Below are 25,213 nucleotides of genomic sequence, written 5' to 3' on the forward strand. Positions count from 1 at the left end.
CACTCCGACTTTCGAACAACATGGTCCTAGTTCACCACGACACCCCCGTCCCTCCTCCCGCGTCGCCGATGCGGCGTTGGCTCTGGAAGTTTGCCTGCGCCCTGCGTGGCGTGCTGGTCGGCATGCAAGGCCAGAACAGCTTTTACGTCCACGTGCCTGCCGCCATCGTGGTGTGCATTGTTGCCGCCTGGCTCGAGGTGTCTCTTGCTGAATGGCTGGTCCTGGTGCTGTGCATCACCGTGGTGATGACCGCCGAGCTACTAAACTCGGCCCTCGAACACCTGGCCCGGGCGGTCACACGCGAAGTACACCCCGAGGTTCGCAACGCCCTGGACATCGCCAGCGGTGCCGTGCTGGTGGCTTCGCTGGGCGCGTGCGTCGTGGGTGTGATGGTGCTGGTGAATCATTGGGCACCGGTTGTCGGTAGCTGACCGACGGCGCCAGCTTCGTATGGGGCGAGGGTGACACCTCAGCGTTCTACGCACGGCGAATTGGAAACGTTGCTCCAGAACAGCTTTCGAGTCCGCCACAAATAGACGCTTGCCCACATGGCAAACATGGCGAATGGCAGAAACACCACCGTGCCGGGGGATATCGCGCGGCTAAGCAGGTCTCGAACAACGATTACCGTCAGCGAGTAGAAATAGAGCGCGTGGGCCAATTGGGCGGCAAACCATCCCCAATCGCGCATTCGCCATAGGCCGATGGCGCTAACCACCAGAAACGGCACCGACCACAACAGGTCGGCAATTCCGAATCCATAGGTAAATGGCAAGGCTTCGGCCGGTGGGGATATCGCCCCCGCGGGTGGCGACGAGAGACGTAGAAACGCCAGCGACCAAAACAACACATGCAGCACAGCTGCCGTGCCGTTCACGATTGCAATGGCCGCTGCCCCTCGAGGACGCGCCACCCGGGTTGTACCCGACATTGTTCCCCTCCTCGTCCGAATTTCCTTCCCCCCAGCAAACACCGTGGAGACATGTAGCGTGCGGCAAAGGTTCGCCTCCGCAACACTTGATGGCCATGTTAGCGAAGGGCCGAGCACCTTGGCCACCAGCAGTTCACCCGGGCTCGATACTCCCGGTACTGGTCGCCAAAGAGTTGCTCGAGGTGCTCTTCTTCCACCGGGCGGACGGCGTAGTTCCAAAGCAGTCCCCCCGCCAGCACCGCCACCGGCATCCACCACGAACCGAGCCCCAACCCGACGGCCAAGCCCTGCGTGAGTCCCGCGACGGCCATCGGATTCCGCACCCAGCGATAGGGGCCGGCCACCACCAAGTGTCGCGGGCAGTCGGTCGGCAGCGGGGTCCCTCGCCCGACGACGGCCATCGTCACCGCGGTCCAGACGTTGAGCACACTGGCCGCGACGAACAATGCAATCGCCGCGGCAAGTTGTCCCGGAAAGTGGAACGCGGGCCAACCGACGAGTTCTTCCATCCACCGCAGCGATACGGGCAGCAACAACAGGAATACGCCCCAGAAGACGAGCGACTGCATAAAGGTCTTCCACAAGTTCCAACCTGTGGAAGCGGCCCGCGCCTGGCGAAAGTAGGGTACGAAAGACATGCTCAAACTCGATAGCAGGTCGTGGCCAGCCAGGTACCTGCGGCCGCGGCGACCATCAGCGCCGCGGCTAGAGGGGCTTCGCCAGTTGCAATTAGCGATGCCAATACGAAGAGCGCCGCGTAACTAACCATACCGGTTACCAACCACAGCACCGCTCGCGCCCATGCATGGTGCCTGGCGACCATGAACGCCGCCAGGGCAGATCCACCCACAAAGCAAACCAGGTCCGCCGTGGCAAACGCGAGTAGCACGGAGTTGCTCGTGTCGGTTGGCCAAAACCAGCTTCGACTCGCAGGCCACAGCCACATCATGCCCCACCACAATGCGCCGGCCGTGGCCTGCACGGAGAAGTATCCAGCGATGAGTAGTCGTAGGGGCATGCTTTTCACTTCTCAATCAGCTGAACCATGGGGCTACAAGAGGCAGCACGATTCCCAGGAGCAGCCCTGCTTGCATTCCGGCGACCGTACTTCGGAACAGCACACCTACAGCCGTCCCCGCGCGCGGAACCACCGATCCAGCAGAACAGCACCAAAAGCGACCTGTCGTTGTTGATGCACCACACCAAGCCCAGCCAACACTGGACGCTGAAAATTACCAGCAGCATCGACACCAGGAGCCGGCGGAGCGAGAACCGAAATCGCGGCCCGACGGGTGGTTGGTTGTTGTGCTTGGAGTTGCTCATCATGTATCCAGCGAGCCGGAAGCGTCAGCGCCCAAAGTAAAGTACCGCCGCCATTCTGTGCTCCGGTCGCTGACGCTTCCGGCTCGCCTGGGGTTGAGCAGACCGCCTCAATCAGCCCTAACCCCTTACGCGACAGCACTTTAGATCTCCCACCAAATACTAGTCATGATGGCGGGGCGGTCCGCACCTTTGTCAGTTGATGAGGGAGGGGTAAACTAGAGGACTTCTACGTATTTAACCGTCTTCGCTTCACAGTTTAATGCGTGATCGGCAGCCTGGAATGCCGACACTATTGCTTTGTCTCACTCTTTCGGATTGGGCGAAGCATCCCGAAAATTGGCCCCCCCCATCCGTTGTAGAAAAATCGTTCGTCTATGCACTCGCAAGTTGTTGTTTTAGGTGGTGGTCCCGGTGGATACGCGGCCGCCTTTCTCGCCGCCGATCTCGGTCTGGAAGTAGCCATCGTCGAGGCCGATCCTCGCCTTGGTGGCACCTGCCTGCTACGAGGTTGCATCCCCTCGAAAGCCCTGCTGCACGTCGCCAAGGTGATTTCCGAAGCCGAGGAAATGGCCGACTGGGGCGTCGAGTTCAGCAAACCACAAGTCAACATCGACAAGGTTCGCGCGCGCAAGGACAAGATCGTCGACGCCCTGACCAGCGGCCTGGGGCAACTCGCCGAGCGGCGAAAGGTCAAGAAGATTCATGCCCGCGGCGTGTTCGTCGACTCTAACACGCTGGAGCTCGAAGGCGGCAACCCCGACACCTACGAGAGCAAGCGGCTCACGTTTGATCACTGCATCTTGGCCACCGGTTCGGTACCAGCCATGCCCAAGGCGTTCAACATCGGCTCGCCGCGGGTGATGGACTCCACTGGTGCGCTCGAGCTCGAAGAACTCCCCGGCTCGCTGCTGGTGGTGGGCGGCGGCTACATCGGCCTGGAAATGGGCACCGTCTACTCGGAACTCGGCACCGACGTATCGGTAGTCGAACTGGCCGACGGCCTGCTGCCAGGCGCTGATCGCGACCTGGTAAAGCCGCTGATCAATCGCGTGCACGAGCGGTTTGCCAGCGTGCAAACCAACACCAAGGTCGTCAGCCTGAAAGACGTGGGCGATGGGGTCGACGTCGAGCTGGAAGGCCCCGAAGGCACCACCACCAAGAAGTTCGATCGCGTGCTGATCTCGATTGGCCGCCGCCCGGTCTCCTCGGGTTTTGGCCTAGAGAACACCAAGGTCACCATCAACGAGCGGGGCTTTGTGGAGGTCGACAAGCAGCAAAAGACCAGCGACCCGTCCATCCTTGCGATTGGCGATGTGGCGGGCGATCCTATGCTAGCGCATAAGGCGGCTGTCGAAGGGAAAGTGGCGGCCGAGGTGCTAGCGGGCGAGCCGGCCGCGTTCGACGTGGTGGCTATCCCCGCGGTGGTGTTTACCGACCCGGAAATCGCCTGGGCGGGCCTCACCGCCGAAGAGGCGAAGGCCCAGGGACGGAAGATCAAAGTGGCCCAGTACCCGTGGCAGGCCAGTGGTCGTGCGATGGCCAACGGACGCACCGATGGTTTGACCAAATGGATCATCGATCCCGAAACCGAACGCGTGCTGGGCTGCGGCGTCGTGGGCTATGGTGCTGGCGAGTTGATTGGCGAAGCGGTGCTGGCCATTGAGATGGGCTGCCACATCCGCGACATCGCCGACAGTGTCCACCCGCACCCGACGATGAGCGAGACGATCGCCTTTGCTGGCGAAGTGCACCTGGGAACAGCCACCGAAGTGTATCGGCCAAAACGGAAGAAATAAATTTTAGGGCGGCCGCGGGAAAGCGTTAGGATTGAGATGTCGGGGCGGACGAAATCGGTCCCCCCTCAGAATATTAGGATGTTCACCGCGGAGACACCGAGGACGCTGAGAGCGGCCCTGCCTGGCGGCGGCCGATTCTCTGCGACCTCCGTGCCTCCGTGGTTCAACCAAGTCGTTTTTAGAGAGCTGTAGCCATGGCAAGCGTCGACGCGAAAGTAAACCACTCGCCCATTCCCGAAGACAGCGATCCTACGGAAACCGCCGAATGGCTCGAATCGCTCGACTACGTGCTCGAGCACAAAGGTCCCGATCGGGTGAAGCAACTGCTCGGTGCGCTGGAGGAAGCCGCGGTCCGCAACGACGTCGAGTTGCCATTCACCGCCACGACTCCTTACATCAACACCATCGGCCGCAGCGAGCAGCCCGCCTACCCGGGCGATCGCGAACTCGAGCGCCGCATCAAGAGCTACGTCCGCTGGAACGCGATGGCCATGGTCACCCGCGCCAACCGCCATCCTGCGGCGCCGGGCGGTCATATCTCGACGTTCGCTTCGAGTGCCACGCTGTACGAAGTGGCGCAGAACCATTTCTTCAAAGGCCGTGGCGAAGACGGCTTCAGCGGCGACCAGATTTACTTCCAGGGCCACGCCGCCCCCGGCATGTACTCCCGGGCGTTCCTCGAAGGTCGGCTGACCGAGCAGAACCTGGTGAATTTCCGCCGCGAACTGTCCGAAGGGGGTGGCCTGAGCAGCTATCCGCACCCGTGGCTGATGCCCGACTTCTGGGAATACCCCACCGTGTCGATGGGCCTGGCACCGATCATGGCCATTTATCAGGCGCGGTTCAACGAATACCTGACCGACCGCGGCCTGGCCGACCTGTCGAACAAGCACGTCTGGGCGTTCCTGGGCGACGGCGAATGCGACGAGCCCGAGACCCTGGGCGCCATCTCGCTGGCCGCCCGCGAGCAACTGCAGAACCTGATCTTCGTGATCAACTGCAACCTGCAGCGACTCGACGGCCCCGTGCGTGGCAACGGCAAAATCATCCAGGAACTGGAAGGCACCTTCCGTGGCGCCGGCTGGAACGTGATCAAGGTGATCTGGGGTAGCGACTGGGATCCGCTGATCGAGCACGACGACGACGGCATCCTGGCATCTCGCTTTATGGAGATCGTCGACGGCGAGTACCAGAAGTACTCCGTCGCCCCTGGCAGCTACATTCGCAACCACTTCTTCGGCGCCGACCCACGGCTGTGGGAAATGGTAAAGAACTTCTCCGACGAGAAGCTCACCAAGATGCGCCGTGGTGGCCACGACCCCGAGAAGGTCTATGCCGCGTACCATCGCGCCGTGACCCAGAAGAACGGCAAGCCAACCGTGGTGATCGCCAAGACGGTCAAGGGCTACGGCGTGGGCGAAGGTGGCGAAGGCCGCAACATCACCCACAATCAGAAGAAGCTCAACGAGCAAGAGCTTCGTGAGTTCCGCACCCGGTTTGGCATTCCGATTTCCGACGAACGAGTGGCCGAGGCGCCGTTCTACCGTCCGCCGGAAGACAGCCCCGAAATGAAATACATGCGGGCCCGCCGTCAAGAGCTCGGCGGATTCGTCCCGTCGCGCAACGCTTCGCGGAGCACGATTAGCGTGCCGGAACTGCCCGCCTACGAGAAGACGCTCAACACCAAAATGGTGTCGCAAGGCGAGGGCAAGGAGATGTCCACCACCATGGGCTTCGTCCGCCTGCTGACCGACCTGTTGCGCGACAAGCAGATGGGCAAATTCATCGTGCCCATTGTGCCGGACGAGTCGCGCACCTTTGGTATGGAAGGCTTGTTCCGCCAGATCGGCATTTATGCCCATGCGGGTCAGCTATACGAACCGGTGGACGCCGACCAGATGGCCTTCTACAAGGAAGCTCAGAACGGCCAACTGCTGGAAGAGGGCATCACCGAAGCGGGCAGCATGAGCAGCTTCAACGCCGCGGGCACCAGCTACAGCGCCCACGGCGTGCCGATGATCCCGATGTTCATCTACTACTCGATGTTTGGCTTCCAGCGAATCGGCGATTTGGTCTGGGCCGCGGCCGACATGCGTGCCAAGGGATTCATGCTGGGCGGTACTGCCGGTCGCACCACGCTCAACGGCGAAGGCCTGCAGCACCAGGACGGCCACAGTCTGGTAAACGCCATCGCATTTCCCACCGTGAAGGCTTACGACCCGGCTTACAACTACGAGACGGCCGTCATCATGTTCGAAGGCATGAAGCGGATGTACGTCGACAACGAAACGTGCATCTACTACATCATGCTGGAGAACGAGAACTACATGATGCCGCCCATGCCTGAGGGACCAGACGGTGGTCCCAACAAGGAGGTGCAAGAAGGCATCATCAAGGGCATGTACAAGGTCAGCCCCGCGCCCGAACGCAAGAAGCACCATGTGCAGCTGTTCGGCAGCGGTGCCATCCTCCGCGGCGTGCTCGACGCGCAAAAGCTGCTGGCCGAGAAGTACGACACCTCGGCCGATGTGTGGAGCGTGACCAGCTACACGGAACTCCGCCGCGAAGCGCAGGAGTGCCGCCGCTGGAACATGCTGCACCCCGGCGAAGAGCCCCGCGTCAGCTACCTGGAGCGTCAACTCGAAGGACTCGAAGGTCCGTTTATCGCCGCCAGCGACTACATCAGGGCGCTGGCAGAGCAGATCGACCCGTGGGTCCCCGGTGGCATTTTCGCCCTGGGCACCGACGGCATGGGCCGCAGCGAAAGCCGCGAAGCCCTGCGACGCCACTTCGAAGTGGACGCCGAGTTCGTCACCCTGGCAACGCTCAACGAGCTGAAGAAGGCCGGCAAAGAAGATCTGCCGTGCCTGAAGCAGGTGATCGCCGACTTGGGCATCAACCCGGACAAAGAGTCGGCTTTGTACGCTTAGGACCACGACGACACCGCCTACAACCTATAATTCAATTCGCGACGATCCGCGCCGTTCACGAGTAGAACATCGGCGCGGGCAAGTAAATATTTAGCGGGCACATGAATATGGCAACTGAAATCACCCTTCCGAATCTTGGCGAAAACATCGACGCGGGCGACGTGCTCTCGATCCTGGTCTCCGAAGGCGACTCGGTCGAGAAGGACCAGGACCTGCTGGAGATCGAAACCGACAAGGCGACAGCCGCGGTGCCGAGTCCTGAGTCGGGTACGATCGTCAAGATCCTGGTCTCCGAAGGCGACACGGTGAACGTCGGCTCGCCGATCTTCCAGATCGAAGCGGGCGCCGCTGCCGCGCCACCCAAGGAAGAACCGAAGGCGGAGGAAAAGAAGCCAGAACCAGAGCCAGAACCCGCGAAAGAGGAGGAGGCCCCCAAGGCGGAAGCCCCGCCAGCGGAACCGGAACCTGCTGCTCAAGCGGTGGCAACGGCCCCAGCAACTTCGGCAGCCGCTCCCCGACCTGAAGCCCCCACACCGCAGGCCGATATCCCGGGCGATGGCGTGGCCTCCTCGGCCGCCGGCCCCAGTGTGCGTCGACTGGCTCGCGAGCTTGGTGTCGACTTGCGTCGGGTGCGTCCCAGCGGCGCGGGTGGTCGCATCACCGAAGACGACGTGCGGAATCACATCCGTCACGAACAAGAGAAGGCCAAGGCGGCCGCATCGCCATCGGTCACCCCGCCTGGTGCGCCGAACTCCGACGGCCAGGGCGCCGTGCGGATCGAGAAGATGAGCCGCATGCGGAAGACCATCGCGGCCAACATGGTGGCCAGCTACACCACCATTCCGCAGCTCACCAACTTCGACGATGTCGACGTGACCGAGCTCGAAGAGATGCGGCAGCAGTCGAAGGACGATTACCAGAAGCGGGGCCTCAAGCTGTCGCACATGCCGTTCCTCGTAAAGGCGATCGCCTCGAGCCTGAAGCTGCACCCAGTGGTGAACGCTTCGGTCGACATGGAAGCCGGCAACGTTATCTACAAGGAGTACGTCAACATCGGTATCGCCGTCGATACCGAGCGGGGCTTGATGGTTCCGGTGCTGCGTGACGCCGATCGCCTGTCGATATCGCAGATCGCCCGCGAGCTCGATCGCTTGATCCTCGCCGCACGCGAGGGGACGCTGTCGATCGAAGAGATGCGCGGCGGCACCTTCACCATCAGCAACATGGGCGCCGTGGGGGGCACTTACTCGACCCCGCTGATCAACTCGCCCGAAGTGGCCATTCTGCTGGTGGGCCGCAGCCGCATGCTGCCGACCATCATCGACGACGCCATCGAGGCGCGGTTGATCATGCCGCTCTCCTTGACCTACGACCACCGGGTGGTCGACGGAGCTGACGCCGCGCGGTTCGTGAACGACATCAAGGGCTTCCTGTCGGCCCCAGGACGTTTGCTGCTGGCACCGTAGTCGCGACTCCCGACGGAGCAGTGAACGATGTTCCTCTTCCACATTCTTTGGTTTCTGCTGATCGGCTTGGCGGCCGGGTGGCTGGCGGGTAAGTTTACCCGCGGCGGTGGCTTCGGGCTGGTTGGCAACCTGGTGGTGGGCGTGATTGGAGCCGTGTTGGGGGGCCTGGTGATCCGGCTGATCGGTTTCTCGGCCAACGGCACGATTGCCGAGCTGATCACGGCCACTGGCGGGGCAGTGCTGTTTCTTTACCTGCTGGGTTGGTATCGCAAGAAGCGCCAGTAAACCGGGCGGCGGAAGAATTGCCCTCGCCGTCTGGGCGGCCGATGCGTAGAGTTAAGGGTCACTCACGCGAGGTAGCAATGAGTTCCCAAACGCTCGAAAAACCCATCTCGGCCGCTAAGCCGGAACCGTCGACCAGTGCATTCCCCCGCGACCGGGTGGTGCTGATTCACGGCATCGCCTCGACGAAGTACTTGCTGCTTCCCCTGGCGCGACGACTGCGGCGCGATGGCTTCGAACCACAGCTGTACGGATACTTCAGTCTGCGGGGATCGATTCGCGATCTGGGTGACCAGTTCGCCGCGAAGCTGCACGGACTGGCCGCACAAAATCCTGATCAAACGATTCATGTCGTGGCCCACAGCATGGGCAGCATCGTCACCCGTTGTGCGCTGCTCGATGGTATGCCGGACAATCTGGGGCGGATCGTGATGGTCGGCCCGCCGAACCGTGGTTCGGACGTTGCCCGCAAACTCACGCCACCCTTGGGATGGATTTCGCCCACGCTCACCGAATTGCAAGACACGCCCGACAGCTTCGTGAACGCCCTGCCCCGCTCCGTCGGCAAAAACGAGGTGGGCATCGTCACCGCCGAGCACGACTACATGGTGCCAGCCGGCTCCACGCTGCTGGACGACCACACCGACGAGATTACGCTGCCCAGCCTGCACACCAGCATTCTTTGGCGCACCCGGACGGCGGAGTACGTAGCGCGGTTCTTGCGCACGGGTCGATTCACCAAGCAATAGAGCGTCGCGCAGCTGTACTGTTTCACACAGGAGTGCCTGCCGTCGCTCGGGGCTGGCCTACTGCCGCAATCCCAACAACGGGAAGCACAGGATCGGGATCGATAGCGAAGCGATGCCGAGGATCCAGCGGAAATCGTCGAGTTCTACCTTGTCGTTGGCGGTCTTGGGATGGTGGATGCCCATCAAGATCACCAGGATCAGCATGGGCGTCCAGATGGCGGCCTGATCGATGTTGACCACCACGTAGCCAATCGCCACAACCACAAACCCCCGCGCGTAGGTGTGCGCCCGTGGGCCGAACAAGCCATACAGCGTGTGTCCGCCATCGAGTTGGCTGATGGGCATCATGTTGAGCCCGGTGATCAGCATGCCGACCCAACCGGCCATGAACCAGGGATTCACTTGCGAGATGCCAATCCAATCGGCCTTGCCCGACCACTCGGGGTGCAGGTGGTCGATCATCCAGTTGACGATTAGCGGGCTGTTGAGTTGGATTTCGCGGACGCCGACTTCGGTGGTGAGGTCGAGCTTGTCGACGCCAATCCACAAGATAGGAATCGCCACGGCCAGACCGGCCAGCGGGCCGGCAATGCCGATGTCGAAGATCTGTTTGCGGTCAGCCCGCATACCGTCCATGCTAATCACTGCGCCCATGGTGCCGATGGGGTTAAACGGCACCGGGATGCAAAGCGGATAGCTGGCGGGGATGTGGTAGCGGACCGTCTGCAGGAAGTGTCCCATCTCGTGCGTGAGCAGAATCGCCAGTACGGCGCCCATATAGGTTAGCCCCTCGAGCCAGTTGCTCTGGATGGTGTTCCAGATGGTTTGCGTGCTGGCCAGGGCGGCCACGGGCTCGTACTTCGCCGCGCCCACCCAAAACGTGCTGAGGCACGTCGCCACGAACAGCAGGATCGGAAGCATGCGATTGCGGGTAGCCTTCTCGGGGGCAGCAGGCGGAGCGGTTTCGAGGTCCGACCGCTTCAACTCGGGATACGGCTGCTCGGAAGTTGCACCAGCGGGTTGTTTCTCGGTGCCGGTCGCTGCTGTGGACTGCTCGGTTGGCTTCTCCGCGGGCGCATCCGCCAGCACCTTTTCCGGCGGCTGTTGTGGGGCGGATTCTCCAGGCGTAGTTTGGTCGCTCATGGTGCCGATCTTATCAAACTGCCCGCGTGGCCGCGAGCGGCGGACAAGCACAGGTTCAGTACACTTCGATGCTTTTGATAGCCCCGCCACCGGACGACAAGGCCGCCGACAGGCAGCGCTCGGCCGCAGCCAGCAGGCCGCCCGCGTCGTAGGATTTGGGAATCGCGGAAATCGAGGCCACGCCCGCCTTCAATGCCAGCGGCAGCGGCCCCGAATCTCGCTCGATCAGGTTGCCCAGCCACTGGGCGAGCCCCACCGCTTCGCGGCGCTCGGTTCCCGCCAACACCAGGGCCACACTCGCCGGCGCCAGACGATACAACTGCGACGTTGTCACGTCGTACTCGGTCACCAGCACCTGCAGCGCTCGCCGCAGCGACTCGGCCGCATCGGTCGACAGCTGCTCTTCGGTATCGCCAGTGACCTCCATGCACACGAGCGACAGGGCCAGGCGACCGTTGCGACACTCCAAGGCGGTTTGGGTGACGGCCGCCGCGAGCCGCTGACGCTGGTCGACTCCGGCGGTATCGGTCGTGGTGCGGCCGCGGGGAGCTCGTGTGGTCGTTTCCGCGGCGTCCGCACGGCCACCGAGTTCTGCGGTGCTGGGTGGCTCGACGGTCTTGTTTGTAAAGTCGCTCATCGCCTGCTGCAGTTCCCGCGACTCGGTCAGCAACTCGTCGCACAGCCGATCTTCTCTTTCTACCAGCAGGCCAGCTGCTTCCTCACTCACACTGGCCATCTGCCGCTGGGCTTGGGCGAGCACCTTGGTGTACGCCTCGGTGTCGGTCAAATCGACATCCAGCACGTCGGCCAGTTGCGCCACTTGCGGATCGATCTCCGCTACTAGTCGGCTCAAGTCTTCGCTGCTCAAACCACAGTAGGTCTCGCCCCGCTCCAACAGTTCGGGAAGCACCTGCAATTGATGATCCCCCACCAATCGGACCAGTAAGTTCGATAGCACCATGACTTGCGGCAAGACGACCTCCGGATCGTAGGCATCCGCCGTGTTCTCGTTGGTTGGTCGATCGCGAACCGCTGCGGTGTACATCTCGGGCAGGTGCCACTTACGCAATAGTTCGACCGTAAGCTGCGCATGATCGAAGCCCAGCGACCGTCGCTCCAGCTCGGCCAGCCGACGCTCTTCGCTGTGCACTTGTTCGAGGAACCGTGCGTAGGGCTCACCCAGTTGCTGCAGCAGCACCAGTTTGCCGATGTCGAGCAGCAGCGCCACCAGAAAGGCGTCGTCGCCGGGACCGTTCCAGCGCGTTTCCACTAGCTGCCGAGCCGCCACGGCTCGGGTGAGCGCTGCCCGCCAGTAGCCGCGCAGTTGCTCGGCATCCAGGCCGCCAAACAGTTTCTCGGGCAAGCTGAACCCCAGCACCAGCAGCTTCAGCGGCTTGATGCCCAATAGCGCCAGCGCCTGCGTCAGGTTCTCCACCTTGCCCGACAGACCAAACAGCGAACTGTTGACCACTTTCAGCAGCTTGGCGACCAAGGCGGGGTCGTTTTCGATGCATTCCTTCAAGGCCCGCGTATCGACCCGCTGACTGTCGGTTAGCCGCACAACTTCCATGGCCACAGCCGGCAATGAGTACAACGACTCGGCCTTGGCGACCATCGATTCAAGGGGCGAGCGAGAACTGGGCATGGGGACAGGAACTGGGGTGGCCAAAGGAGCGCGCAAGTCGGCACCGAAATCTAGCTTACGTCGGCGCGGTGCGCCGATGCCAGATGCCCGCACTGCTAGCACAATCGCTATAACGCGCCCGGCGACCTGGTCTCGACGCTCCATCCAACCGACGTGCGCCGCGTGAGTCGGAGCCGCCATTCGCATTCCCCCTTTTCCCTGCATGGTTTACAATCTCGGCTTGTCTCACCCGTACTTTCCGTCGACAGCAAGGATGCTCGTTCGATGAGATGCTCCCCGCTAGTTGTTTGTTGCCTCGTCGCCCTGGCAATCCCCTCGACCATTCTGGCTCGTACCGCCACCCTGGCGGAAGTGCTGGCGGACGACGCCACGCTGCATGATGCGACGTTCGTCGATGCGCAGCACGGCTGGGCTGTGGGCGATCGTGGCGTGGTGCTGGTCACCGACGATGGCGGCACGCATTGGTACCCGCAGCGTTCGGGTGTCGAGTGTCCGCTGCTGTCGGTCAGCTTTGTCGACCAGCAGCGCGGTTGGATTGTTGGCGGCCGCTCCACTCCCATCAACCATCGCACCGAAGGCGTCATGCTGCGGACCATCGATGGTGGCACCTCGTGGCAACGTGTAATCGCGCCCACGCAGCCACGCCTCACGTACGTCAAGTTCTTCGACGCTGCCCGCGGGGTGGCCGCCGGCTACGGCAGCAGCTTCTATCCTTCGGGACTGTTCGCTTCCACCGATGGCGGCAAGAGCTGGCAGCCGCTCGCCCCCGGGCAACCTTCCACGTGGCTGGCGTGCGACTTCCTCGGCCCCGGCGCGGGACTGCTCGCCGGACCGCATGGCACACGCGCCGTGTTGATCGATCGCGAACTCCGCACCAGCCCCGCGGCGGCCATCGACAACCGCACGCCGCGCGACATTGCCATGACCTCCACCAGCGAGGGCTGGATGGTCGGCGACGATGGACTGTTGCTCAAGACCACCGACTCGGGCGCCACCTGGCAGCCGCCGACCGGTCAGCCACTGCCGCTCGACCAACACACCAGTCGCGCCTGGCACTGGAACTCCGTGGCCGCCACGGGGCAACATGTCTGGATCGCCGGCGGGCCGGGCAGCGTGGTGGCTCACTCGACCGATGGCGGAACCACCTGGACTCTCACGCCCACCGGCACGCGGACTCCCCTGCATCGACTCGTGTTTGCCGACGCCCAGCGTGGTTGGGCGGTGGGCGAACTCGGTACCATTCTGGTTACCGACGACGGTGGGCGGACCTGGCAGCGGCAGCGTGGTGGCGGCCGCGCAGCGATGCTTGCCCTGGCCGCGACCCCCGAACAACTTCCGCTGGAAATCGCTACACGCTACGCGGCGGGCGAAGGCTACCGCACGGCCGTGCTGCCGCTGTTCGCGACACTGCCCGCCGCGGTCGACTCGCTCGACCAGCATCGCACCGCCCAGGCCCTGGCGCACTGCGGCACCAACTACACCGGGTCGCTGTGGTCGGACCACACGCCACCCATTGGCTTTCACGATTCGCCCGAGCAGCTCATGGCCGAACTCAATCGTCAGACGGACGGCATGGCGCGCGAGCAACTGCTGGCGGCCCTGGTGCTGGCCATCCGCACCTGGCAACCCGAATTGCTGCTGGTACCGCACGAGCGCCAGCCCAACCAGAACGCGGCCAGTGCCGTGATCGAACAACTGGCCATCGAAGCCCAGCAGCTTGCAGCCGATCCGACCTACGGCGTGCAACTGGCCACCGTGGGTCTGCCTGCCTGGCAGGTGAAACGCACGGTGGGATTGCTGCCGGCCGGCGAGCGCGGCTCGATCCGGCTGTCGACGGACGACTTCGTCGCGTCGCTCGGCGGCTCGCCCGCCGCGTGGAGTTCGCCCGCCCGGGGACTGCTGTTCTCCGAGCACACGGTGCCGCCGCCGCTGGACGAGTTGGAGTTGATTTCGCAATTAACTGGCCTTCCTACTAATACGCGTGACCTGTTCGCCGGTTTGCAGCTCGCCTCGGGCAGCGAAGCCCGCCGCCCGCTGGTGGCCAGCAATCCCAGCGACCTCGACCGGCTGCGCAAGCTCACTCAAAAGCGCGGCCAGCTGGTGCGTTTGCTCGACTACGCCGAAGGCAGCCCCATGTGGAGCGCCCAGGTGGTGAACCTGACTGGCGGACTCGATGCCCAGACCGGCGGTGAGCTGTTGTTCCAGCTCGCCGAGGGTTACCGTGCAACCGCCAGGCATGCCATGGCTGCCGATACGCTGTACTTGCTCGCCCGTCGCTATCCTGATCACCCCCTTACCGAACAAGCCCTGGTTTGGCTCGTGCGTTACTACGCCAGTGGCGAGGTGGCCCATGTCGCTGGTCGGCAACAGGCCCATGCCTCGCGGACCCGGCCCCTGGCCAACGTACAGTATCAGGACGAAGCGCCCGCTGCCGAGCAACCGCAAGCCGAACTGCCACAGCACTCCGACGGCACGACCGCCACGCTTACCGTCGACCAACGGCTGGAGCGGGCCACGCTGCTGGGCGGGTACATGGAAAAAGCACGCCCCGCGCTCTATGCCGAACCCGAGCTGCGTTTCCCACTCGCTACCGCGTCCCGAAAACTCGGCTTCAACAACACGGCCGAACGCTACTTCGCCGTCCTCAGCAAGTCGGGCGTCGAGCAAGGTTGGGTCTCGGCCGGCCACGTGGAAAACTGGCTCGCCAAGCCGGACGAGCTGCCTCCCCAGAAACCGCTGGTCACCTGCAAGGCAACCAAGGACGTTCCCCACCTCGACGGCCTGCTGGACGAACCGTTCTGGCAATCGGCCGAGGTGGCCCGCGTCGCTCATCCCAACCAGCGCAACGATCCCACCGCGGTGGAAGTCAAACTCGCCCGCGACGAGAAGTTCCTGTACCTCGCTATCAGCGCCCCTCGCCTGCGTGATGAAAAGTACGAGCCGAACGACAGTCGCCGCACCCGCGATGCCGACCTCAGCCAGTTCGATCGCGTGAAGCTCCGCATCGACATGGACCGCGACTACGCCACGGCGTACGAGCTCACGGTCGACTGCCGCGGCTGGACCAACGACGCCTGCTGGGGCGATGCGAGTTGGAACCCCCGCTGGTTCGTCGCTCATCACCTCGCCGACACCGCTTGGACCGCCGAAGTGGCCATCGCCTGGAGCGACCTCACCGAGCCCGCCCCCGCGCTGCTCGACACCTGGTGCCTGGGCATCACCCGAAAAACCTCCCACGGGCACACCACCAGCTGGACCGGCACCGCCGGCGACTCGCCGGAGAGCTTCGGCCTGCTGCTGTTCCGCTAGAGCCGCGCGAGTAGTGGTACAACTCTTGGGGATTTACATCCGTGGGCCCAAAACTCAACGGGTTTTGGTCACCCCCCAGGTGGTGAAACCCCTTGTTTTGCAGTGCAAACCATCCGCAGGGTGCGACAAAACCCCGAGAGTAGTCCCCACCTATACAGCGAGTTGTCCCAATACTCCCAGGTTGGCCCAAAACTCACCGAGCTGGCCCATAACTCCACGAGCCCCCAGCAAACACCTACTCACCTACTCACCTACTCAAGTGGCGAGCGCACCTTCGGCCTATGCACCCAGCCCGTGCGGCACCTTCATTAGATCAACCGCCCGCACGATTTCTACCGCGATTATTTGACAGCCAAGATTTGGCGCCCGCCCGCGCCACCACCATCCACGCTTCCCCACCCATTCCCCAGAGCACATCAGGCGACCGCCCCCCCACAAGAATCACCTTCGTTGCAAATGCTGCGCGGGTGCCCCCATTCGTACCCACACGGGACAATGCGACTGGGACTGGTTTTCTGACGACTGCCAACTAGCTGCAATGAGCTACACCGATGCGGATTCGTAAGTTGAGTTTCCGACAGAGGTTGTGACATCCTCAGCGGCGTAGACGCCCACTAGATTGCGGTACGTGATGACCCCCGCGGGGAGTTTCGGGGGCACAAAAGGCGTGCGGTTTTGCTACAATCGAGGGACGGCCTATTCACACTTTTTGTGGATAAGCAGTCCTGCCCGGACTTATCTACATTTTTGTGTCTAATAACAAGTTCGCCGACAGCAAATGGCTTCTCAAATCGCATACAAAGACAAAGAAGTCCCGACGAACAACATGCAGTTTTCGTCGTTGATCGACTTTGTAATTCAGGTAGGACGCACGACTGCACGGACACCCGACGAGGAGCGGTACGTTGACCGGATGAACCAACTAAACGAAACGGAATTTTGGCCGGGGCGAGGAATTCAGATCGAAGACGACTTCCCCGACATCGAGGAACAGAAATTCTGGGCAAGAGTCTTTCTTGATACGGCACGTGAAATCTTCGAACGCCGGATTGGGATTCACGAACATTCGTTTTGGCAAGCACAGCGGATCTGGCAGGCATATGGCGCGGGTCAGCTTTTTGTTGATGCAGTCCGAGATTCAGACAGGCGTTGGTTGCCTGACTCCCGCGACTATCGTGAATTTGATATCGTGGTCAATAAACGTGATCCGTAGAATGTCGGCGAACCATCGCATGCACGGGAGCGGCGGTGGCCAGCGGATTTTGAAATCAACGTCAACTCCCGCCGCCCCGTGATGCGGGTCGTTCAGCGAGCATCCATGCTCGTTGAACGGGTTGGCGGATGAGCCGCTGACCTTGCTGGTGCGGCGCACCGCCGCGCAACTACGACCTGGGGACTTGGAGGCCCAAGTCGCACTTACCTCGGCGGACGTTTTCCCGCGCGGAGAACGTCTGGATTTGGCCCGCATGGATGCGCGCCGAACAAGGCGGATGGAACTGACCAAGCACACCGCGTGGATCGAGGACAAGCATCCATGCTTGGCAGCTCATCCGCCAACCCGTTCGACCGACCAACACCGACTTTCCTATTCCAAAAATGCCTGCAACCGCACCCAAATACCGGCGTAGTCATGCACTTGTAATTGGAATCAATGATTACAAACACGCATCACCTCTAGGCTACGCTGTCAATGATGCGAATTCCGTGGCCGACTTTCTGCGCACAAATTTTTCTTTTGCGTCGAAGGACGTACAAGTATTGCTTGATCAAGATGCAACAAGATCCGCCATTCATAAATCGTTCCTTCGCTTTTCGGGAGAAGCAACACATGTCGATGACCGATTGTTCGTGTTCTTCGCTGGTCACGGACATACCGAACGCTCTAAACGGGGTGACGTCGGATACCTCGTACCTTCGGATGGCGACCCAGACGATCTCTCGACACTCATTCGCTGGGACACACTCACACGCGATTCGGACCTAATTGAGGCGAAGCACATACTGTTTGTAATGGACGCGTGCTATGGCGGACTCGCCATCACACGTGCCCTGAAACCGGGTTCAATTCGTTTTCTAAAGGACATGCTGCAACGTGTTTCCCGTCAAGTATTAACTGCGGGAAAAGCCGACGAATTGGTCGCAGACCTTGGGGGGCCGCGTCCTGATCACTCAGTCTTTACGGGCCATTTTCTCGATGCACTTGACGGTGCCGCAACGTCCGAAGGCGTGCTGACCGCAAACGGAGTTATGGCGTACGTCTACCAGCAGGTTGCTGCTGATCACGAATCGAACCAGACGCCGCATTACGGCTACCTCCATGGAGACGGAGACTTCATATTCAATCCGCCCAATATTGACGACATTGACACCGACGAATCCAAAGATGAGGACATCTTGGTAGCCATCCCCGGCTCCGCCGGCGCGGAAGAACAGCAATCGGAACTAACCTTAGTTGACAAAGCAAAATCGCTTGTCGCCAATCCCGAAGACCGAATCAAGCTGCACGAACTCGTTGTTAAAGAGACACGCGACGTTCTCGCGGCCGTAACAACGAATACCTTCAAAGTTCAAGGGACATGGTCCGAAGAGGAGTTCTCAGAGCGTATTAGTCAATACAACCAAGCTATCGCCGACCTACGAGCCGTGGAAATGCTACTTGGGTTTTGGGGAACTGATACTCATCACGATGTGATAACACTTCCGGTAAAGCGGCTCGCTGAGCAAGTGACCCTGTCATCCGGATTGAATGTTTGGTTGGGACTGCGTTGGTACCCCGTTGTGGCTCTAACTTATTGTTGCGGCTTGGGTGCCGTCGCATCTCGACGTTACTCAAATCTACGCGCAGTCCTGCGCGCCCAATTGCCTGATCAGCGGCAACGCAGCGCAACTGTTTCACTTGTTGACTCCATGTTCGGAGACTTTGCAGAAATCAGTCAAGCTTTCAAGGCTCTTCCAGGTCACAAGCAGAACTACGTGCCAGTAAGTGAATACTTATTCAAAGAGTTGCAGCCTGTCGCGGATGATGTGCTGTTTCTCGGCGCGGACTACGAAACTCAATTTGACCGTCTCGAACTGCTAATTGCGCTTGAAAGTGTCACGGTTACCGAGGGTTGGGGACCCATCGGAAGATTCGGATGGAAGCATAAAAATCGTAGTGGGCTGGCCAGTCCACTTGAAGCATTGATTGCCGAAGCAGAAGCGGCGGGTAACAATTGGGAACCAATCCAAGGTGGCTTGTTTGATGGGTCGATAGACACTCTCAAGAAAAGTGTTGAACAATTCAGACCGACAATTGAAGAACTCAGGTGGTTTTAATACACGAACATCGGCCTAACCAAACGGTGAACCGGAGTTGGCTCGCCACTCGGTGTTTCAACGTCGTTTCCTTCGTCTACAATTTCCGGTGTGCCAACGTCAGCCGCGTTGGTCCGTCAACCCGATTACCTCAGCTGTTCAGCGAGCATCCATGCTCGTTGAACGGGTTGGCCAAGAAAACTAGAAATATGAGAGAAGAGATGAACGAAAACGAGCAGCAAATGCCGATGGATCGACGTGAATTTGGGCGGATGCTCGGGGTGGCAGGTGCTATCTGGGGAATGAGTCGAGTGCCTGCGTCGGGAGCTCCAAAGGCACCAACGGATGCAGATGGGAAAGTGATTCCCGGTTTCGAAAAAACCAAGGATGAGCCGACTCGTGCGAAGGGTTGGCAGCCGGTCTCCGATCGCAAGGTTAAGGTGGGAATCGCCGGATACGGACTCTGCAAATTCGGTGCTGCTTTCTTTTACCAGACCCATCCCAACGTCGAAGTGGTGGCCGCTACCGATCTCGATCCCGGGCGGTGTGCCGAACTGGCCAAGGCGGTGGGTGCGAAGAAGACCTATCCGTCCTGCGAAGAAATGATCAAGGACAAGAGCATCGAAGCCATCTACATCGCCACCGATGCCCCGAGCCACGCACGACTGGCCATCATGGCGCTGGAACACGGCAAGCATGTTTGCTCCGCTGTTCCGGCTGTGTTCGGGTTTGAGGCGGAAGATGAAGCGGAGAAATTGTTCAATGCCGTCAAAAAGAGCGGATTGAAATACATGATGAACGAAACATCGACGTTTCATGAGGATCTCTACTCAAAAAGACTGCAGTACCACGCAGGAGCCCTTGGAAAGATCATCTATTCAGAGGGTGAGTATTGGCACGATGGCATCGGCACTCTCGGAAGTTACAATGCGAAGAACGGCAAGATTGACGAGTTTGGGTGGCGCCGTGCCTTGCCCCCGATGTGGTATCCGACCCACGCCACGGCCTACTACGTTTCGGTGACCGGGAAGCGGTTCACGGAGGTGTCCGGTCTCGGAACTGCGAGCTACTACCCGGTCTTCCAGGAGGCTGACAACCAGTATCACAACTCCTTCGGCACGGAGATTGCGATGCTCAAGACGAGCGAGGGGGGAATCTCACGCATGGGAGTGAGCTGGGACATGAAGAACGCCGAGGGGGAACAGGGACGCGTCTACGGGGAGAAGCCCCATGACAACTCAATCGTCGGCAGCCGACCGCCTCTCCCTCCCAGCGTTGGAGCTGGCGGCCATGGTGGTTCTCACGGGAGGTTGACCAATAACTTCATCGAATCGATTCTGCTGGATCGAAAACCCATCGTGGGTATCGGAGATGCCTTGAACATGACTCTCGCTGGGACGATTGCACACAAATCCGCACTAAAGGGCGGCGTTTGGATGAAGATTACGCAGTATGATTTGTAAGCGGCGACACAAGAACAGGACCACAAAACGGTGGTGGACAACCGGCTACCCGCCCCGAGTCGAAATGACTCTCTTTACTAAAACCTTTAATTCTCTTGAGGAGTGGCGCTCCCGGTAGCCGGTACCACACCTCGACGTTAGGGTGCAACGGCGGGTCGCCGGCAGGCCTCGAATTAGCAGCGGGGTGCCCAACCGCTGTTGGTTGGCTGAAGTTCTTAGCCACTGAAGTGTACATCACCTCAGCATCTTTCGAACCGCTCGAAGCCGCCGAGGGGAGCTGCACCGACGCAGATTCACCCCCTCACGAAGGCACCGAGGTGTCATCACCACCACAGCTTCTCTGTAGTTAGTATGTCGGTAAGGTAAACAATCTCGCCGGGGCGGAGTGCCGCCCTGATTGACGGTTTCGCCGAGACGATCGGAGTGAGTGTAACGACCCGTCACTGTTCCCTCTCCGAACGGGTTGCCTATCGCCATTTTCCCTCTCTCCTCGAAGAGTTCAATTGCTTCTGGCACTTCGTCCTTAGCACCCCGTGTCTTCTGCCAGCCTTGAAAACTTGGATACCAGACGATACGCATCAAAGTCGCAACGCCGTCCCGATCAGGAACTTCTCTGAAGAGTCCAATCACGGAATGTACTTCTCCGTATGGCTGATCCATTAGCAGCCATGCCTTTTGACTTAACTCCGTAACACGTTCGACGTTGTCAGATGAATACTGATTGAGGCGATGCACATAAAATCCTTGCCCCGTTGAGATCGTCATCCCGTGAGGTAGCACGACCGGTTCGTAAAGCCGTGTACGCACAGACCGTGTAGCAGAAAAGTCATTAAATGCCTCGTCAGTGACCGCAACTGCGTTTGTAGCCGAAGACTTGGGCCATGCAATCGTAACGATGAGGGTCTGAGGGGACATTTCAGGAGCAGGCGATCCCTCTTCTAAAGGAATCGAGTGCCAGATTCCAAACTCTATCCCCCCAGCCTTCCGAATCGTTTGCATTGTCGAGTCTTCAAAGTCGTGGATTACCTCTTGCCACGGTTTTGACAGTACGACAGTCGAGTGAGTGAAGCGATACTGGGAAGACTCGCCTTCGGTCGCCGTTTCGATGTCCTCTGGAGACACTCGGCTGGGGACGATCAACTGATTCATGTAAGTGCGAATCTTCCATTGCCCATCCTGGCGAACCATAACGCGCAAGCCTCGGCTGCTGTAAGTGCCGCCATCTTTTTCGGCGCGGTTCACTGTCAGATCGGTACTGACAATTGCGATGTCCGGCGACAGGAACGCGATTTTGGATACGGTCTGATCCAACTTAGCGTTCTTAAAGACAGCGTTTTCCCCCTCGTGAATGAACTTGAAGACGCCTTCGATCTTGTCCCTTCCGACGACATGGACCGTTCCATTCGACGCATAAAAGTCCGCACCCTCTGTAAACAACATGGCTTGAGCAGCCGCATTGTGTCTGTTGAAGCCGTCGGTTTTTTTGTCGATAACCTGCTTGATGGCCGCTTCGTCTTGAGGCCGGTCAGTTTCGGCTGACCATGCCTGAGATAAAGGCAGCACGAAGGCGAGGACGAATAGAATCAGTTTCGGGGCCATGACCGCACCCTCTCAGCACGAGTTAGAGATTAGCGATAAGCAGAGGAGCACCGTCAGTCAGTCTAAGGCTGTAGCGTGCCTCGATCAAGACATTTCGACATTCTAAGTCCCTGCTTCCTTGCTCCCTATGGTGCTTTGGACGCCCTGAGAAATCGGTCACCAACTAACCGAGGTGTACACAACCTCGGCACGCGAGGCCCGAAATCTTGGGGTGCGCAAGCGTGACACACCCGGGAGGTTGCCTGTAGACGTGATAAGCAGCCTCGGACGATGTGGATGAGGCAGCTAGCTGGCACGGTTGTCGTCGACGTTGCTGATGCGGTTCATCATTCGATTGTATCGATTTCTCCTTTTCTCGTTCAGTTCGGGGCCGAATAGATTCATGATCAGGTCGGCCAGTTCTCTGCACTGCTGGGCCGTTAGATTGGCGTCGTCGTCCGTAAGGTATTCGTCGTAGAGTTTTCTCTTTGCCTTCTCCTGCCTTATCTCTCTTCGGCAAGTGAGACACCAGTCGGGAAAGGCACAGACAGACAAGCCATACTCTTCAAACCAGACTTGTTGTTCCTCGGCCGTGAATCTGAACTCTGTGCCGCACTTCCGACAGACGTGCAATGTCGTGATGTAGTAACCTCTCGGCCCGTATACAAAGTTCTGTTTGCTGACATCGGCCTCGATGACTTCCGATAGATCGGTTCGGTGGTACTTGTAGCCCCCAAAACTATTCAATAGTTCAAATTCTCTTTCGCGGGATATGCTGGGAGTAGCCCGCATGTAATTGGGTATCTTTCTTTTTCGGGTCATGCTTATTCAACTCCCTGACGAGGCCAGCGTCTGGCGATAGATGGCCGCGATATTGCGTGCGTCGTCGATCCCGCGATGAGGCGTGCCGTCGAACTCCAGGCCGAGTTTCCGCACCGCCTGGCCGACGCCAAGTCTCTTCTTCAGCCCCAGCGCCTCGGCAAACTCGACCTTGAGGTTCCGATGAGGACCGGCGAAAGGGTAGGACACCGAGTGAAACTCACAGTCCTGCTCGAACTGCCGCCGGTCGTAATAGCCCCACGAACAAAAATCGTAGTCGGCCAGCGCTGAGAGCCAAGTGCCGAGGTGCTTGATCACCGCGGGAAACTCGTCCGCCCCGTCGACCTGTTGCTGCGAAATACTGGTAAGCGACTTGCAGAAATCGGTCAGCACCCGATTTCGCACGGGCCGAACGAACGACTGGAACTCAGACACCGCGGCCCCCGTCGCCGACTCGACAGCAACCGCCCCAATCTCGATGATCTCCATCTCATGCCGCGGGAACGAATTGTCGTCGCAACAGGTCGCTTCGAGGTCGACGATGACGGAATGGGTGGGCATGGTGCTGGGTACTTGAGTAGTTGGATTCGTTGGCGATTGTGCGCTACCCTTAGCTTGCTTTGCGCTGGACGATGTGGCCGGGGGAGGCTAGCGATGCAACTCACTCCCCGTACTGGCTGCATCGAGTACAGAGATCAACGCCTCGGGAAATGCGGCTTGGTACTCCGAAGCCCACTCGGCGTCGTCAAGATAAATTGCATCAACAATGGGTTCGTCCAAGCAACACCTCATCAGGCTTGGCCGGAAGGATTCCCTGACACTTTCTACTGGTACATAGACGTCTCTGTACGCTTCGAAGGGCTGGGCGACTTCTTGCCCAATGTGTTTTGGGATGGCTCCGTAGTACCAAAACCTGAACGGCCTGGGGTCCCTTCTCGTCTCGTAATATGTGACGACGGCAAGCCCCGACACCTTTTCATGCTCAAGCCGACTCAAGAGCTGTAGACGCTCACGGGCCTCGTGTACTCTCCAACTCAGCCAGCACGCTACCACCGTGAATATCAGTAGCACCACTTTTAGGCTAAAACGTGGCCTCCACAGTCTATTTGGAAGTTCGAGGGGCATTGAGGGGTGCAGCGACTAGAACAGGAAGCATCTTTCAACTTGGACGTGCTAGTAAATTGTAGCCAATTCCATCCGCGGTGGCGAAAGTCTCTCGGCCTGACACTCCTGCGCGGACCGTCAAAACTCCCTCGCACCAGAGGCAGGTGCGACCTTTGGGCGGCTGCAGCATCACGAAGCCATCAACTCACTCCGCGCCCTCTGTATTCTCCGTGGTTGATCTGCAGCCTACTTTCCAGGGGACGTGTCTCTCACGGCTCCTCCCGCAAGCGGTTCTTGGCCTTCATCACCGATTTATAGTACCGCCCCAGCTTGCGGCTCTGTTCGCGGCGCTCGGCCAGTGTTTGTGAATTGCGTGCCTGCTCGGCCAGCAGCTTTTGGTAGTTGGTCAGGCGCCGCTGGTCGAGTTCGCCGGCTTCGATGGCCTCCTGTACGGCGCAGCCGGCGTCGCCGTTGTGGCTGCAGTCGTTGAAGCGGCAGTTAGTGGCCAGCTGGACGATGTCGTCGAACACATCGGCCAGTCCCTCCTCGCAGGCGGGCAATTGCAGCTCGCGGATGCCGGGATTATCCATCAGCACACCACCCCAGGGGAGTTGGTGGAGCGAGCGCGAAGTGGTGGTGTGTCGTCCTCGACCGTCGTCCTGGCGAATCTCGCCGGTGGCCAGATTGCCGACTCCCATCGTGTTGGCGAGCGTCGATTTGCCCACGCCCGACGAGCCCAACAGCGCCACGGTTTGCCCCGGCCCACACCACGGCTGCAGCACTTCAGCATCCGCCGCCTCGCGGGCGTCGAGCGTCTCGACCAACAGTCCGGCGTGCAGTTGCTCGGTCTGCCGGCGCAGCGCGGCCGCGTCGCGGCAGAGGTCGGCCTTGGTCAGCACCACCACCGGCGTGGTGCCCGCCTCGAGGGCCAGGGCGAGATAGCGTTCGATGCGGGACAGATTGAAGTTTTCATTGCACGAACAGACGATGAAGATGGTATCGATGTTGGCCGCGATCAGTTGTGGCTTGACCTCGGCGCCGGCCGCCTTGCGGTAGAGCAACGTCTGTCGCTCGAGTCGCCGCACGGCACGATGGTCGGCGGCCGACAGCAACAGCCAGTCGCCGACCGCCACCTCGCCGGCCGACTCGGCCAACTGCGTGTGCACGGGGAACTCGCCCGCGGCGCCCAGCAGAAGCACCTGACTGCCGTGGTGAGCCGACACCCGGGCAACCACGGTCGCCTCGGGCTGGTCGTCGGGCAGTTGCTGCTCGAAAAACGGCTTCCACCCAATCGCCCGCAGTTGTTGATAGTCCATCTTCATGGGTCCTTATCCGTACCGCAGCAACCGACACACCTCGGGAGAGAAAGGTTCGCGCGGGC

Annotated in this window: 19 protein-coding genes; 10 read left to right on the top strand and 9 right to left on the bottom strand. The window is 60.3% G+C overall.

Annotated features, from left to right (window positions below; genetic code table 11):
* Positions 1–20 precede the first annotated feature (20 nt).
* On the top strand, positions 21–431 hold the full coding sequence (locus tag NG895_RS18105) for a diacylglycerol kinase (protein WP_252853926.1): 411 nt from the start codon (positions 21–23) through the stop codon (positions 429–431).
* A gap of 38 nt (positions 432–469) precedes the next feature.
* On the opposite strand, the gene NG895_RS18110 is transcribed toward NG895_RS18105, so the two are convergent.
* From NG895_RS18110 to NG895_RS18120, 3 genes are all read right to left on the bottom strand, one after another.
* Positions 470–931, bottom strand: a complete 462-nt coding sequence (locus NG895_RS18110; RefSeq protein WP_252853927.1) for a hypothetical protein — start codon at positions 929–931, stop codon at positions 470–472.
* Positions 932–1,029: 98 nt separating this feature from the next.
* Positions 1,030–1,569 (bottom strand): methyltransferase family protein, encoded by a 540-nt coding sequence (locus NG895_RS18115; protein ID WP_252853928.1) that lies wholly within the window; start codon positions 1,567–1,569, stop codon positions 1,030–1,032.
* A gap of 2 nt (positions 1,570–1,571) precedes the next feature.
* Positions 1,572–1,949: a hypothetical protein gene (locus NG895_RS18120; protein ID WP_252853929.1), complete on the bottom strand. Its 378-nt coding sequence runs from the start codon at positions 1,947–1,949 to the stop codon at positions 1,572–1,574.
* Between the two features lie 679 nt (positions 1,950–2,628).
* Here NG895_RS18120 and lpdA point away from each other — a divergent pair.
* The 5 genes from lpdA (at position 2,629) to NG895_RS18145 (ending at position 9,477) form a co-directional block, all read left to right on the top strand.
* Complete coding sequence (gene lpdA, locus NG895_RS18125) at positions 2,629–4,050, top strand: dihydrolipoyl dehydrogenase (RefSeq protein WP_252853930.1); 1,422 nt, start codon at positions 2,629–2,631, stop codon at positions 4,048–4,050.
* 194 nt (positions 4,051–4,244) lie between these two features.
* On the top strand, positions 4,245–6,980 hold the full coding sequence (gene aceE, locus NG895_RS18130) for a pyruvate dehydrogenase (acetyl-transferring), homodimeric type (protein ID WP_252853931.1): 2,736 nt from the start codon (positions 4,245–4,247) through the stop codon (positions 6,978–6,980).
* Between the two features lie 101 nt (positions 6,981–7,081).
* Positions 7,082–8,446 carry a 2-oxo acid dehydrogenase subunit E2 gene (locus NG895_RS18135; RefSeq protein ID WP_341871468.1) on the top strand — a complete coding sequence of 455 codons (1,365 nt, stop codon included), beginning with the start codon at positions 7,082–7,084 and terminating at the stop codon, positions 8,444–8,446.
* A 27-nt stretch (positions 8,447–8,473) separates the two neighbouring features.
* A complete protein-coding gene (locus NG895_RS18140; RefSeq protein WP_252853932.1) occupies positions 8,474–8,731 on the top strand; it encodes a GlsB/YeaQ/YmgE family stress response membrane protein in 258 nt (85 codons plus the stop codon).
* Positions 8,732–8,808: 77 nt separating this feature from the next.
* Complete coding sequence (locus tag NG895_RS18145) at positions 8,809–9,477, top strand: lipase family alpha/beta hydrolase (RefSeq protein ID WP_252853933.1); 669 nt, start codon at positions 8,809–8,811, stop codon at positions 9,475–9,477.
* 57 nt (positions 9,478–9,534) lie between these two features.
* On the opposite strand, the gene NG895_RS18150 is transcribed toward NG895_RS18145, so the two are convergent.
* On the bottom strand, positions 9,535–10,620 hold the full coding sequence (locus NG895_RS18150; protein ID WP_252853934.1) for a site-2 protease family protein: 1,086 nt from the start codon (positions 10,618–10,620) through the stop codon (positions 9,535–9,537).
* Between the two features lie 55 nt (positions 10,621–10,675).
* Positions 10,676–12,265, bottom strand: a complete 1,590-nt coding sequence (locus NG895_RS18155; RefSeq protein ID WP_252853935.1) for an HDOD domain-containing protein — start codon at positions 12,263–12,265, stop codon at positions 10,676–10,678.
* A 264-nt stretch (positions 12,266–12,529) separates the two neighbouring features.
* Between NG895_RS18155 and NG895_RS18160 the strand changes: the two genes are divergently transcribed.
* From NG895_RS18160 to NG895_RS18175, 4 genes are all read left to right on the top strand, one after another.
* Complete coding sequence (locus NG895_RS18160; protein ID WP_252853936.1) at positions 12,530–15,574, top strand: YCF48-related protein; 3,045 nt, start codon at positions 12,530–12,532, stop codon at positions 15,572–15,574.
* 778 nt (positions 15,575–16,352) lie between these two features.
* Positions 16,353–16,787: a hypothetical protein gene (locus NG895_RS18165; protein ID WP_252853937.1), complete on the top strand. Its 435-nt coding sequence runs from the start codon at positions 16,353–16,355 to the stop codon at positions 16,785–16,787.
* A gap of 383 nt (positions 16,788–17,170) precedes the next feature.
* Positions 17,171–18,889, top strand: coding sequence for a caspase family protein (locus tag NG895_RS18170; protein WP_252853938.1), 1,719 nt, complete (start codon positions 17,171–17,173; stop codon positions 18,887–18,889).
* Between the two features lie 200 nt (positions 18,890–19,089).
* Positions 19,090–20,331, top strand: coding sequence for a Gfo/Idh/MocA family protein (locus NG895_RS18175; protein ID WP_252853939.1), 1,242 nt, complete (start codon positions 19,090–19,092; stop codon positions 20,329–20,331).
* Positions 20,332–20,565: 234 nt separating this feature from the next.
* Here NG895_RS18175 and NG895_RS18180 read toward each other — a convergent pair whose 3' ends face one another.
* The 4 genes from NG895_RS18180 to rsgA all read right to left on the bottom strand — a co-directional run bounded on the left by NG895_RS18180 (position 20,566) and on the right by rsgA (position 25,154).
* Positions 20,566–21,930 (bottom strand): YybH family protein, encoded by a 1,365-nt coding sequence (locus NG895_RS18180; protein ID WP_252853940.1) that lies wholly within the window; start codon positions 21,928–21,930, stop codon positions 20,566–20,568.
* A 285-nt stretch (positions 21,931–22,215) separates the two neighbouring features.
* On the bottom strand, positions 22,216–22,731 hold the full coding sequence (locus NG895_RS18185) for a zinc-ribbon domain containing protein (RefSeq protein ID WP_252853941.1): 516 nt from the start codon (positions 22,729–22,731) through the stop codon (positions 22,216–22,218).
* A 6-nt stretch (positions 22,732–22,737) separates the two neighbouring features.
* Entirely contained in the window at positions 22,738–23,289 is a 552-nt protein-coding gene (locus NG895_RS18190) for a 3'-5' exonuclease (protein WP_252853942.1), read from the bottom strand.
* A gap of 812 nt (positions 23,290–24,101) precedes the next feature.
* Complete coding sequence (gene rsgA / locus NG895_RS18195) at positions 24,102–25,154, bottom strand: ribosome small subunit-dependent GTPase A (protein ID WP_252853943.1); 1,053 nt, start codon at positions 25,152–25,154, stop codon at positions 24,102–24,104.
* Positions 25,155–25,213 lie beyond the last annotated feature (59 nt).

This window comes from Aeoliella straminimaris (assembly GCF_024054565.1).
GTDB classification, from domain to species: Bacteria; Planctomycetota; Planctomycetia; order Pirellulales; family Lacipirellulaceae; genus Aeoliella; species Aeoliella straminimaris.